Genomic DNA, 13,495 nt, shown 5'->3' on the forward strand with positions numbered 1-13,495 from the left:
GCGGATCCGTGGACCACCCGGCGGCGCACCGGACGTTTTCGTACGGTGGCTCCGTGACGGTGCGGTGGGGGCGCGACGGGCCCGGCTTCCTGATGGACCTGGACCGGGCGGCGCCGGAGACGCTCGGCCGGCAGTTGCAGGAGCAGCTCCGGGCGGCGGTGCGCTCCGGCAGGCTGCGGCCGGGCGAGCGGCTGCCGTCCTCGCGCCGGCTGGCGCAGCAACTCGGCATCTCCCGGGGCCTGGTGGTGGGTGCCTACGAGCAACTCGGCGCCGAGGGCTACCTCGCCGCGGAGAAGGGGGCCGGGACCCGGGTGGCGGCCAGCGTCACGGCGGCCCGGCGGCGCCCCCTCCCGCGGCCGGGCGGGGCGCGGCCCGGCGGCGGCGCGCCGGACCCGGTGGAGTTCGCGTACGGGATTCCCGACCTCGCCTCGTTCCCGATGGGGGACTGGACGTGGGCGCTGGCGGAGGCCGCCCGTACGGTGCCCGCGGCCCATCTCGGCGACGACGCCGACGCGGGGTCGCCGTGGCTGCGCGAGGTGGTCACTTCGTACCACCGCCGGCTGCGCGCCGGGTGCGCCGCACCGGCCGACGCCGTCGTCGTCGGCGGGTTCCGGCACGGGCTGACCGTCGTCGTCGCCACCCTCGCGCGCCGCGGGATCACCCACCTCGCCCTGGAGGACCCGGGCCCGCGCGAGCACGACCGGATCGCCCTGCGCGCCGGCCTCGGGGTCGTCCCGGTGCCGGTCGACGACCACGGCCTCGACGTGGCCCGGCTGCGCGCCTCGCCGGCCCGTGCCGTGCTGGTGACGCCGGCGCACCAGTGCCCGACCGGGGCGCTGCTCTCGCCGGAGCGCCGCCGGGAGCTGGTCGCGTGGGCGGAGGAGGTCGACGGGCTGATCCTGGAGGACGACTACGACGCGGAGTTCAGGTACGACCGCCGGCCGGTCGGATCGCTGCAGGGGCTCGCGCCTGACCGGGTCGTCGCGCTGGGCTCGGTGAGCAAGACCCTCGCGCCGGCCATCAAGATCGGGTGGGTGCTGGCGCCCCCGGAGTACGTGCCGGCGGTGCTGGAGGAGAAGCGCCTCACCAGCCGCGGCGTGCCCGTACTCGACCAACTGGCCCTCGCCCGGCTCGTCGAGTCGGGCCGTTTCGACCGCCATCTGCGCCGCATGCGCACGCTCTACGCCGCGCGCCGCGACGCGCTCGCCGAGGCCCTGGGCGGCGCACTGCCGGGACTGCCGCTCACCGGGCTCGCGGCCGGGTGTCACGCGCTGCTGCGGCTGCCGCCCGGAACCCGCGAAGCCGCCGTCGTGGCGGCGGCGCGGCGCCGGTCCGTGGTGGTGCGGGGACTCGGCGACTACCTCGTCCCTGCCGGACGACCCGGCGACCGGCCGCCGGGCCCGCTCGGACCGGCGCTGGTGCTCGGCTTCGGGAACGTCAACGAGAGCCGGATCCGCCGCGGCGTCCGCGCCCTGGCCGAGGCGCTGGCCGAGACCCGGGCCGGGGATCCGGCCGGAGCGGCCGGCCCGGGGCCCGCAGGCGGCGGCACGGGCGCGCCGCCCGTGCGCCAGGTGTATTGATCACGACCGTTGACAACGCTCGTGATCGATACACCTGGGCCGTACTCGGTCCGTACGCCCGGGCCCCGCTCCCGTGCGGCGCGTCGGGTCAGATCCAGAAGACCTCGGTGGTGGCGGTCAGTTCGTCCGCGCCGGGCGCGGGGGTGGCGCGGCCGGAGCAGACCGTGCCGCCCGTGGCGAGCACCGAGCCGTCGGGCAGCGGCGTGGCGGTGCACAGGTACCGGCTCGTGGTCATCCCCCCGGTGGGCGTCCACTCGCGGGTGCGGGGGTCGTACAGCGCCGCGGAGGCGTAGCCGGTGGTGCGGGTGGCGCTGTCGGTGCCGCCGAGCACCAGTACCCGGCCGGAGGGCAGGGGCACGGCGCGGTGGCAGGTGCGGCCGTCCGGCATGTTCTCGCCCGCGGTCCAGGCGCCGGTCGCCGGGTCGTACCGCTCGGTGCGCCACTGGCTGAAGGGCACGAAGCCGCGCTCGAACCGGATGCCGGGGCTGTCGCCGCCCGTGACCAGCACCGTGCCGTCGGCCAGTGGCGTCGCCTGGTGGCCCGCGCGGGCGGCGGCCAGGCTGCCGGTGCGCGTCCAGACGTCGGCCTCCGGGTCGTACAGCTCGCAGAACCCCTGCCCGATGCCCCGGCCGCTGCCGATGCTCCGCCGGCCGCCGACGGCGAGCACCCGGCCGTCCTGGAGCGGCACCAGGGGATGGGCGATGCGGGAGTCGGCCATGGGCGCGGCGGGGGACCACTCGCCGGTGGCCGGGTCGAAGAGTTCGGCGGCGGACAGGCTGCGCCCCGGCGCCCGCGGGGCGCGGTCGCCCTCGCCGCCGGCGACCAGGACCCGCCCGTCGGGCAGCAGCGCGGCCGCGTGCAACGACCGGGCCGCGGCCATCTCGCCGGCCGTGGCGGTCCAGACGCCGGTGGCGGGGTCGTACACCTCCGCCGACGCCAGCCGCCCGGCCTCAGGCCCGCCCGTGCCGATCCCGCCGGCGACCAGGACCGTGCCGTCCGCGAGCACGGTGGTGCTGTGGCCGTGCCGGGCGGTGCCGAGGGCTCCGGTGCCCGTCCAGGTGGCGGCCACCGGATCGAAGAGCAGCGCCTCGGCCGTGGGTTCGCCGCCCGCGAGAGCGCCGCCGGCGACCAGCGCCCCGCCGTCCGCCAGCGGCACCGCGCCCTCCGCGGGGCCGGACCACCGCCGCGGCGAGGGCAGTTCGCCCGCCGGGAACCAGGCGCCCGGCGGCGGCGGGACCGCGGCCCCGTCCGGCGCCGCCCGGTGCAGGCCCGCGGTGAGGTTCGTACGTCGTGTCATCGCTCCGTCTCCGTCTCCGTCTCCTGCCCGTCCTGCCCCTGCCCGTCCTGTCCGCCCGTACCGTCCCGCCGTCCGCCAGTCAGGCGGTGAAGACCTCCGTGCCTGCGGTCACCACGTCCCCGCTGTCCGGCACCGCCGCGCCCGACCGGACCAGCCCGCCCGCCACCAGCACCCCGCCGTCGGCGAGTTCGGCGGCGGCGAAGGCCCACCGGCCCTCGACCATGCCGCCGGTCGGGGTCCAGGTCCGCGCCTGCGGGTCGTAGACCTCCGCGTTCTGGTAGCCGACGTCGAAGGTGGAGTCGTCGGTGCCGCCGATCACGAGGAGCCGTCCCGAGCGCAGCAGGACCGCGCGGTGGTGGCTGCGGCCCGTGGTCATCCCCTCGGCGGCGCTCCACGCGCCGGTCGCCGGGTCGTACCGCTCTGCGGTCCACTGGCTGTAGGGGTTGTACGTCCAGTCGTCCTGGAGCCCGGGGCTGTCGCCGCCGGTGACCAGCACCGTGCCGTCCCTGAGCAGGGTCGCCTGGTGGCTCTTGCGTACGGAGCCGAGGTCGCCGGTGGGCGTCCAGGTGCCGGCGGCCGGGTCGTACACCTCGCAGAAGGACTGGCCCGCGTACAGCCCGCGGCCGATCGGGACCATGCCGCCGGCGAGCAGGACGGTGCCGTTGCGCAGGAGCACCGCGGGGTGGCCGCCGCGCGCGTCGTTCATCGGCTCCGCGGTGGGCGTCCACTCGCCGGTGGCGGGGTCGTAGACCTCCGCCGAGGCGAGCACCTTCTGGGAGAGCGCCGAGCGGGGCGCGATGCCGCCGGTGGCGAGCACCCGGCCGTCGGCGAGCAGCGTCGCGGAGTGCGCGAACCGGCTCTCGTGCATCGCGCCGGTGGCGGTCCAGCCGCGGGTGGCCGGGTCGTAGACCTCGGCGGAGGCGACGCCCGTCTGGGACACGCCGCCGTACGGGCCGCTGAGGCCGCCCGCGGCGAGGATCCGCCCGTCGGCCAGCTTCGTCAGGGTGTGCAGTCTGCGGGTGACCGACAGCGCGGCGGTGGGCCGCCACTCCCGGGCCGCGGGGTCGAAGAGGACGGCGGTGTCCTGCGCGTTGCGGCCGCGGTCCTCGCCGCCCGCCATCAGGACGGTCCCGTCGGCGAGCGGGACGGCGCCGCTCTGCGCGCCGGCCCAGTAGACCTCGCCGGGCAGTTCGCCGGCCGCGGTCCAGGTGCCGGCGGCCGCGGCGGCGTCGGCGGCCGGGGTCTGCCCCGCGGCCAGGGAACGGTGGGTGCTCACGGGGAGGTCTCCTCGGGTCGGGCGGCGGGCGGGGGTTCTGCGATCTCGTACGGGCACACCAGCACCAGGTCGGTGACCGCCTCCGGGTTGAGCCGGTCGCCGCTGCGCAGCGCCTCGGGCAGCGCCTCGATCGCCTCGCGGGCCACGGTCACCGTCACCGTCGCGTCGTCGCGTACCTGGAGCGTCACCCCGGTGAGCACGGCGTGCGGCTGGCCGTCCAGGGCCGGGTCGGCGGCCAGCCCGCCGTCGCCCCTGCCGCCCGCCGAGGTGGTGACCAGGACCGGCAGCGGACCCGCGAAGAGCCGGAGGTACGGGGTGTCGGTGCCCGGCGCGGTGTCCCGCGACAGCACCAGCACCACCTCGGCCCGGCCGACGCGGATGCCGAAGTCCCGGAAGAGGTACGGGAAGCGGTCCTTCGTGACGGCGAACTCCAGCGCGGCGGGCTCCGTACCGGCGGGGGAGAGGAAGCGGGCCCAGCGGTCCGCGTACTCCCGCCGCCCGCTGAACGTGCGGAACAGGCCCTTGCCGCCGCCCGCGTGCACCCAGCGGGTGAGCCCGTCGCGCAGGTCGTCCTCGGCGGCCTCGGCCAGCGCAGGCCCGCCGTCGCGGGCGGTGTAGCGCACGTGCAGCACCACGTCGGTGACGGAGGCGTAGTCGAACTGGCGGAACTTCGCGGGCAGTTCGAGCTGCCACTCGCTGATCACGCCCTCCCCCTCGAAGGGCAGGTACCGCTCGTCGTGCAGGTCGGTCTCGAAGAGCCCGGTGTCGTCCTGGCCGGTGCTGGTGACGATGGACTGGACGGGGCCCGTGTGGTCGCGGAAGCGCGGGTCGGCCTCCTTGTCGCGGCCGTACGGCTGCCCTTCGGCGATCCGCGGGTCGGTCCTGACGCTGCTGTGCAGCAGCCGGGCGGTCAGGTTGACCGAGGTGTACGGGCCGGCCACGCACGGCACCGTCAGGGCGACGCTCTTGATGCGCCGCTGGTAGTGGCCCGGCCCGTCGACGTCGAAGAGCGCCTCGGGCAGCGAGACGTAGCAGCGGCCGGTCTCCCTGAGCCGCAGCAGCGCGCCGGGGTCGAACTGCGCCAGCGAGACCCGCTTGGTCAGCTCGAACTCGCGGGCGTCGGCCTCCAGGTACGCGGCGTCCATCCGGCTCAGGTCGGCGGCCAGCCGGTCGCCGGCCAGCAGCCCCTTGTGCAGGCTGTCCCAGTAGCCGAAGGTGATGAAGTCCGAGTCCGCGGCGCCCAGTTCGTGCCGCCACGAGCGCTCGGCGCGCTTCGCCACGTCGTAGGCGAGCTGGTACGCCTGGAAGTACGTGGTGGAGAGCTGCCCGGCCAGCCAGTCGTACAGCTCGGTGCCGGTGAACTTGCCCTTCAGGAAGTCCGCGACCTCCCGCGCCTGCTCCCGCTGCCGGTCGTGGTTCTCCAGCTCGCGTTCGGCGATCGCGTGCCGGATCTCGGCCGCGGCGGTCTCCTTGTCGAGCTGGGCGCCCTCCAGCCGCGCCTGGTCCGCCTGGAAGGCCCAGTCCTCGGCGCGGCGCTGGAAGCCGCCCTGGGTCTGGGCCACCGCCGCCTGGGTGGTCAGGTTCGAGGCGTACGAGCTGAGCGATCCCGACGAGCTGTTGAGGGCGCTCGTGAGGTTGCTGCCGCCGAACTCGAAGCCCGTCGTGAACGGGGAGCCCACCTTGGCCTGTCCCAGCAGGCTGGTGACGGTGCCGAGCGCCTGTACACCGGTCGCGATGTACTGGAACGTCTTGGCGGTGGCGGACAGGTCGGCATAAGAGGTCTCGTAGCCGTTCATGTAGTCCCGGCTCGCGTAGTACTCGCGCCGGTGCTCGGCGACGGCCCGGGCCCGTACCGCCGCGTCGTACGCCTCGTTCGCCTCGCGCACCTGCTGCTCGCGCACCGCGCGGGCCGCGTCGAGAAGCGCGATCTCGTGCCCGGCGCGCAGCCGCTGGAGCGCCTCGCCGTCCCGCTTCTCCAGCGCTTCGAGCAGCCGGGCGCCGAACTCCCGTACCTGGGCGGTGAGTTCCTTCGCCTGGGCGGCCACCCTCGCGAACCGGTAGTACGGCAGGGGGGCGCTGATGTCGTCGAGGACCTGGCCCAGGTCGACGCCGGCGGCCGCGGCGCGGGCCAGCAGGGAGGGATCGATCGGCGGGCCGAAGAGGGCCGCGTCGCGCCGTACGCCGTCGATGTCCAGCGAGTTGCGGATCTTGAAGAGCCGGTCGGCGACCGTGTCCCAGTAGCCGGCGAGCTTCTCGTTGCGGGGGAGGCAGAAGTACTGCAGCCAGCGGAGGTTGACGCCGGGCAGCAGGTTCGGCGCCACCTCGCCGGGGGTGCCGGACGCGCCGGCGGCGCCGCCGGCGAGCAGGTTCTCGACGGCCACGACCGCGTCGGCGAGCGGCCGGTCGTTGTTGAGGAGCTGCCGGTAGCTCTGCGGGGCCGGGGTGCGGCGGGTGATCTCCTCCGGGCGGCGGCCCAGCAGTTCGGCGGCCAGGACGTAGAGCTGGGTGGCCTGGTTGATGGTCTCCAGGGTGTCCTGCCGGAACAGCCGGTCGCCCCAGGCGATCAGGTTGTCGAGGTACTTCATGACCACGGCCTTCTGGTAGGCGGTGGTACGGGTGCGGGCGACCACGTCCGGCTGGAACGGGTTCTCCAGCCAGTTCCGCACCGCCTTCAGCGTCTCCTCGTCGCCGCCCGCGACCCTCTCCAGGACCTGTTCGATGCGCTGCTCGTAGTAGGTGTCGCCGCCCGCCTCGAAGAAGGGCTTGGTGATCCAGAAGCGCTGCGGCCGGTCGGCGTCGGTGTCCCGGTTGGTGGGGTCGAAGATCCGGTGGAACCACTTCAGCGCCTCGTCGAAGCGCTGGCCGGCCGACAGCCGCTCGGCGATCAGCAGCGGCACGTGGAAGAACAGCTCCCAGTTGTACTCGGCGTAGGAGTCGCCCAGCTCGAACGCGACGGGCTCGGTGGGGTACGGCTTGACGATCCGGTCCCGGTCGCCGGTGTGCGGGTCGTACATGTCCGGCGAGGCGAAGTCGAAGGGACCCGTCCACCGGTCCGGGTGGAGCTGGAGGTTCCGGTCGTACACGCCGGTGAGCCCGTGGCGCGCGTACTCGTAGAGGAACGCGCTCGTGTGCGGGTGGTACAGCGGTACGAACCGGAAGTCGACCTGCGTCGCCAGCGCGGCGCCGAAGGCGCCGTCCCCCAGCGCCTCCCCGCCCCCGGCCGGGCCGGGCCCGAGGGCCGGCGGGCCGGGCACGTCCTGCCCCTCCAGCAGGTAGGTGCGCCTGCCGTCGGAGAAGTACTGGAGGTAGCGCTGGCCCGGGTCGCCGAACTGCTGCGACTCGTAGGTGCGGTACAGATGCGGCCCGGGGGTCGCCTGGAGCAGGTAGACGCTCCTGGGCTCACCCGGGGGCGCGGTCGGGTCGATGACGGACATGTGGCCCCAGGCGACGCCGGGGACGATCTCGTCCTCGACGCGCTCGTTGTAGGAGATGCTGCTGAAGTCCGTGCGCGGCACGGGCATCGGGCCGGTGTACGTCTCCCTCGGCCTCAGCTCGATCGGGTAGCCGTAGATGCTGTTGCGCAGGCTGAAGCGGAAGTTCCCGGAGATGTGGTGCGTGGGGTTCGGGGAGATCGTGTCGCTGTACACCAGCCACAGCAGCAGGTCCCCGGTCCCGGCGTCGATCTCGGGCAGCAGCACGTACGTGTCGATGTTGGCGGCCGCCGGCAGGCCGAAGCTGAGCTGCGTGAACAGTGCGCCGTCGGCGAGCTTCTTGGCCTCCCAGCCGCCGTCCGCGTACCGGCTCCAGTGGAGCTGGATCTTCCAGTACTTCAGCGGGTCCGGCAGCTCCGCGCCCTGGTCGAGCTTGAAGGGGACCTTCTCCTGCTGCTCGGTCAGCGTGGTCCAGAACAGGTACAGGTGGCCGTTCCACACGATCGGGACGAGCGCGTCGGTCTCGAAGTCCAGGTCGACCTTCTCCCACGCGGACCACGTGGTGCGGTCCTCCCAGCGGCGGAAGTAGTAGCCGCCCGGCGACGACTCGGTGCGGGCGAAGACGTACACGGTCTCGCCGTCGGGCCGCGTGTGCCGGTACGAGCCGATGGGCCGCAGGTGCGCGAGGGCGTCGAGCTTCTCCAGGTAGTGCAGGAACGCCTTCTCCGCGTGCGCCTCGGTCAGTTCCTTCTGCATCAGCTCGTTCTCCAGCTCCGCGAACTGGGGCGACTTGCCGGGACGCAGATCCGGCTCGAAGTAGTTCTCGGGATAGAGGAAGACCTTCTGGTTCGCCTCCCACAGCCGGTACGCCTTCATCCACTCCCAGCGCCGCCAGTACTCCGCGTCCGGGAAGAGGAACAGGTCCTCCAGGTTGAGCTGGATGCGCTGGATGTAGAGCTGCACGCTGAAGATCGCCTGCGCGATCCGGGTGGTGAGCTGGGCCGGGCCCATCTCCACGTCGATGAGGAAGTAGTCGAAGAGCGTGTTGGTGTCGTGCCAGTAGGGCTCGTCCTCGTGGTCGAGGAGGGGGTTGGCGATCAGGTGGCCGACGAGCGCCGCCCGCTGCTTCTCGCGCAGCGCGTCGCGCAGCGTCCCGCCGGCCGCGGGCCAGTCGCGCAGGCTGTGCCGGGCCTTCGCCGCCTGCCAGGCCGACTGCGCGGCCTCCGGGGCGAGATCGGGCGGCAGCCACTCGGCCGCCCGCTCCGCGGACACGCCGAGCTTGTGCACCAGCGTGATCGCGGCGAGCAACTGCAGCAGCCCCTCCTCGCCGTAGAAGTCGGCGGGGGCGGTGAGCCCCAGCAGGCCGGCGCCGGTGAGCACGTCGAGGTCGGCGCGGTCCCACTGCGTCTGGCGGGCCAGTTCGGCGAGTACGTCCGCGGTGGTGGCGCCCGGGACGCGGGCCGCGGCGAACACGGCCCGCAGGGTGGGCGCCCGGCCGGGCACGCGGTCGCGGAGCCGGGCCAGGCCCAGCAGCCGTACGAACCGTGCGAACAGCGGCGAGGGGCCGGGCAGCACCTCCGTCGGCAGCGCGTTCGGGTCCAGCCAGCCGGCGGACGCCGCGTAGCCGAAGACCCATGGGATCTCCTCGGCGGTCACCGACAGCCGGGACAGCAGCAGCGCCACCCGGTGCACCAGCTCCAGCGTGGTGAACTGCTCGGGGAAGCCCTCCGGCGTCACCGCCACCGCCGGGTCGCTGCCGACGAACCGCGGTGCGAGGAAGTCCTGCAGCGCGGTCGGCTTCGACGGCGACCGCAGATACGTGCCGAGCAGCGCGTCGGCGCTCGCCGCGTCCAGGCCCGCGGCCTGGCCCACCTGCTGCTTCACCGTGATCTCGCTCAGCACCCGCCGCAGATACGGGTTCAGCCGCTCCAGCACGAGCTGGAACCTGGCGGCGGGCGAGGTCCGGCCGTCGAAGAGGGCGTGTCGGTCGGCGGCGGTGAGGAACACGTCGGCGGGCGCGGGCGGTTCGTCCTGGACCCGCGCCAGGGTGTCGACGGCCTGCCGGTACGCGTCGTCGTCCCAGGCGGCGCGGACCGCGGCGAGGTCGTCCGGCGGCAGGTAGGCCCGCGTGCACAGGGCCCGGCGGGACACGTCGTAGAAGACCGTGCCGGACAGCCGCTCGGGGAGCCGCAGCGCGGGCGGCTCGGTGTCCAGGGGCGCGGCGTACAGCGGCGGGCGCAGCGCCTTCATCCGGGTGGCGGCGAAGGTGCGGGGCGCGTCGTAGAGGGTCCGCACCGCGGCGCGCCAGGCGGGGGTCGCGCCGGGCAGCCCGGTCAGGGTGTCCCGCTGGGCGTCGGTCATCGGCCCGGTGAACACCAGCAGCCCGGTCTCGGCGTCGTAGCGGACGGGGAAGCCGGAGAGCCCGTACAGCGCGTCCGGCACGGCGTCGACGGAGACCGTGTACGCGAGCGTGCCGAGCAGGGTGGAGAGGGCCTCCTGGACGAGGGCGGTGTCCCAGCCGAGCAGCGCCAGGTCCTTCTTGGTCAGCTCGCCCTTCTCGTCGTCGGTCTGCGCGGTCTGCCGGTAGACGGCCTGGAGGGCGCCGCGCAGCGCGGTGAGCGTCGCCGACATGGCGTCCGCGGCCGGGACCGGGCTGTCGTGGGCGGGCACGGTGGCGGTGAGCACCGCGTCGGCCTCGGGCACGGTGAAGCCGCGGGCGGCCAGCGCGTCCACCGCGTCCAGGAACCGCTCGGTGGCGAAGACGAGCGCGTCGACCGGCGGCAGCGCGGCGGCGGGCGCATCGGGGTGGCCCGGCCTGGTGAGGGCCCGGCCGGTGGCGAGTTCGGGCTCGTCGCCGCCGGGTACGGGCAGCAGGGGGTGCGCCGGGTGCGCCATCGGCAGCCCGGAACTCAGCTCCGGCTCCCCGCCGCCGAACCGGTCCGGCGGTACCGGGAACGGGCCGCCGCCCCCGTACAGCTCGATCAGCCGCAGCAGGTCGGCGATGGACATGTCCAGCGCGCGGGCGAGGACGACGGTCCGGTACAGGGCGGACAGGTTCGCCAGCGTCAGCAGCCGGTTCGGGGCGACCGAGCGCGGTCCCGTGGTCAGCTCGGCCAGCTCGGCGTCGGTGACCTCCAGGACGGCCAGCAGCGCGGAGGTGACGGCGGGCGCGAGCAGGTCGCCGACGACGGCCAGCTCGGTGCGGGCGGCGTTCAGCGCGAACGGGCCGACCTGCCCGGGTTCGAGCTGCACGACGCTCGGGTCGAGGAACAGCCGGTCGTACAGCGGCGGCCGGTCCGCGGTCGCGTAGAGGTGGGTGGGCAGCGGCCCGTAGAAGACGAGCACCTGCTCGCGGGTGAGCCGAAGCCGGTCGGCGAGCCGCCGCACGGCGACGGCGCCCCGCAGCGCGGTGGCGTCGAGCCGGCCCCCGGTGCCGGCGGACATCAGCACGAGGTCGAGGTCGGGGATGGGCCAGCCGAGTACCCGCCGCAGGCGGACGAACCGGTGGAGGCGGTCGAGCACGGCCGGGTCGAGACCGGCCAGGAACAGGTTGTTGGTGTCGCAGGCCGGGCCGCCGTCGCTGCCGATGATGTGCACGGTCCCGTTCGGGTTGACGAACCGGGTGTCGAGAAGCGCGACCAGCTCGGCGTGGAGAAGGCCGGTCGCGTCCAGCATCCGCCGCACCACGGTCAGGTCGAGGACCAGCGCCTCGGGGTCGGTGGTGGCCGGCCGCCCGTAGAACTCCGCGAGCGTACGGGCCGGATCCAGCGGCTCGCCGGTCACGATCCGCCCGGCCACCGGCGGCAGCCCGGCGCGCTCGACGGCAACGGCGGTCCCGGTCGCGGTGGCGGGGCGCAGCGCGGCCAGCAACTCCTCGCGCGGTACGCCGAGATGGGCCAGCGAGACCCGGGTCTGCTCGCGCCACAGGTCGAAGGGCAGGCCGAACGGGTACACGGCCCGGCGCAGCACCTCGTACGCGCCCGCGTTCACGTGCTGCGGCTGCGCCCGCAACTGGGCCGGGTCGCCGCTGGTCTGCCGCGCGGTCGCCGGGATGTGGACGGGGGAGACGACGTCTTCCAGCAGCTCGTTCACCAGGTCGACGTACGGGAGTTGCAGATTGGTGTTGTCGCAGGTCAGCTCGGTGTCCCAGAGGTCGGGCCGGCGCCGGTACAGCTCGTTGGCGACGTGGCCCTCGTCGCCGGGGGGCCCGGGGTCGCCCCGGATGCCGATGTCGCGCAGCGAGAGGAGCAGGTCGACGAGGTACGCGGCCTGGCCGTGCACCGACCGGCAGTCGGAGCAGGCGCAGTAGTCCACCGAGCCGAACAGCTCCTCCCAGTCGGGGATCCGCGCGGTGAGCGCGGCGGAGTCCCCCGGGGAGGAGAGCCACGGCAGGTCGAAGTGGGCGGCGGTGCGCAGGTCGGCGACGAGCGTGACCGACGCGGCGTGCACCTGCCCGGCGCGGGCGTGCACGGCGCGGGCGCGATCCTCGCCGAGGTCGTCGGCGAGGTCCCGCACGAAGGTGTCCCGGCCGGCCTTCGCCACCTCGTACGCGGACTGATAGCCCTTCTCGCGTAGGGCGCGCACGGCGTCGTACCGGGGGGTGAGGGCGGCCAGGCGCTGGATGCCGGCGAGTTCGTCGCGCGCGCGCTCGTCGGGCACGGTGACGGCGTCGACGCGGGTGGCCGTCAGGTCGAAGCCGGGGTGCCCGGCGAGGAACCGCGCGGCCGGCGAGCCGGCCGCGGCGGTGGTCAGGGCGTGGGCGAGGTGCGCCCCGGGGTGCGCCTCGGCGACGAGTTCGGCGACGAGTTCGCCGTACGCGCCCTCGGCGGCGGTGCCGTCGCCGGCGGGGCCGAGCAGCGTCCGTACGGAGTCGGGGACGCCCGCCTCGGCGGCCAGCGCGGCCCAGTCCGCGCCGCCGAGCCGGACCAGCCGGGCCGGGTCCGCGGGCTCGTCCGGGCCGAACCGGTCCAGCAGCGCCCGGACGAGCGGCACGTTGCCCCCGGTGGCCGCGCCGAGTTGCAGCGTGAGCCGCAGCCGGTCCGCCTCCGCGGGCGGCAGCCAGGACCAGAACGCCGGCCCGTCCGCCCGGTCGAGCCAGCCGCGGTAGACCTCCGCGCGCCGGTCCGAGGCGGGCACCGCGAGCGCGAACAGCTCCGCGACCGGCGTGCCGGATCCCGGTGCCGGCGCGGCGACCGCGGCCACCTCCCGGTCCCGCAGCCCGCGGGCGAAGTCCGCGGCGGCCGGTCCCGGCGCGCGGATCACGCCCGCGTCGCCGGCCGCGCGCAGCGTGGCCCGCAGCCCGGCCGGGGCGGTCCGCGCCAGCGCCGGCAACTCCGGCGGCAGGCCGAACCGGAGGAGCCCGTAGAAGAGTCCGGCGGGTAACCCGGTGGCGGCGGCGTGCCGGGCGGCGGTGGCCGCGTATCCGATCTGGGCGGCGCTGCGGCCCGTCGCGCGCGCCAGATAGCCGAGGTCCCGCGGGGTGCCGCGCGGGCCGATATCCGCCAGCGTCAAACCGTCGAGCAGCGGCGTCAGTTCGGCCAGCAGCCGCTCGTACTCCGTGGTGCCGTCGGGCGGCAGTGCCAGCTCCACCCGCTCGCGCGGACCCGGCGCGGTCCGCAGCAGCTCCGCGCTCTGCTCGCCGCCGCCGGGGCGCGGCGCGGCGGCGCGGACGAGCAGGTCCGCGGGGCCGCCGGGAGCCGGATAGGTGAGGCGGTACGCGCCGTCGGCGCCGGTGACGGCGTGCCCGGCCGGCGACTCGGACCGCAGCCGGCGGAGCACGGCGGTCACCGCCACCCCGGCGGCGGGCGAGCCGTCGTGCCGCGTCACCGCCCCGGTGAGGACGTACGGCGCGGGCCCGCAGGACCCGCCGGCGTCAGTGTGCGTAGCGGACATGTGTCTTCCCCATCTGCTC

At 75.2% G+C, this 13,495-nt stretch carries 4 protein-coding genes; 1 reads left to right on the forward strand and 3 read right to left on the reverse strand.

From position 1 onward, the window contains the following. Window positions 1-53: 53 nt before the first annotated feature. Window positions 54-1,580, forward strand: a complete 1,527-nt coding sequence (locus tag ACFYVJ_RS27165) for a PLP-dependent aminotransferase family protein (RefSeq protein WP_388896548.1) — start codon at window positions 54-56, stop codon at window positions 1,578-1,580. Window positions 1,581-1,668: 88 nt separating this feature from the next. Here ACFYVJ_RS27165 and ACFYVJ_RS27170 read toward each other — a convergent pair whose 3' ends face one another. The 3 genes from ACFYVJ_RS27170 to ACFYVJ_RS27180 all read right to left on the reverse strand — a co-directional run bounded on the left by ACFYVJ_RS27170 (window position 1,669) and on the right by ACFYVJ_RS27180 (window position 13,476). Further along, window positions 1,669-2,877, reverse strand: a complete 1,209-nt coding sequence (locus ACFYVJ_RS27170; RefSeq protein ID WP_388896551.1) for a Kelch repeat-containing protein — start codon at window positions 2,875-2,877, stop codon at window positions 1,669-1,671. A gap of 79 nt (window positions 2,878-2,956) precedes the next feature. Next, window positions 2,957-4,153, reverse strand: coding sequence for a Kelch repeat-containing protein (locus ACFYVJ_RS27175; protein ID WP_388896554.1), 1,197 nt, complete (start codon window positions 4,151-4,153; stop codon window positions 2,957-2,959). Further along, entirely contained in the window at window positions 4,150-13,476 is a 9,327-nt protein-coding gene (locus ACFYVJ_RS27180; RefSeq protein ID WP_388896557.1) for a neuraminidase-like domain-containing protein, read from the reverse strand. Before ACFYVJ_RS27180 ends, ACFYVJ_RS27175 begins: the two co-directional genes overlap by 4 nt. Window positions 13,477-13,495 lie beyond the last annotated feature (19 nt).

The sequence above is a fragment of the Streptomyces sp. NPDC004134 genome, assembly GCF_042874195.1.
Taxonomy (GTDB): domain Bacteria; phylum Actinomycetota; class Actinomycetes; order Streptomycetales; family Streptomycetaceae; genus Streptomyces.

Coding starts and splice junctions, on each gene's coding strand:
- ACFYVJ_RS27170 (WP_388896551.1), bottom strand. CDS start 2,877: ATGACACGACGTACGAACCTCACCGCGGGCCTGCACCGGGCGGCGCCG.
- ACFYVJ_RS27180 (WP_388896557.1), bottom strand. CDS start 13,476: ATGTCCGCTACGCACACTGACGCCGGCGGGTCCTGCGGGCCCGCGCCG.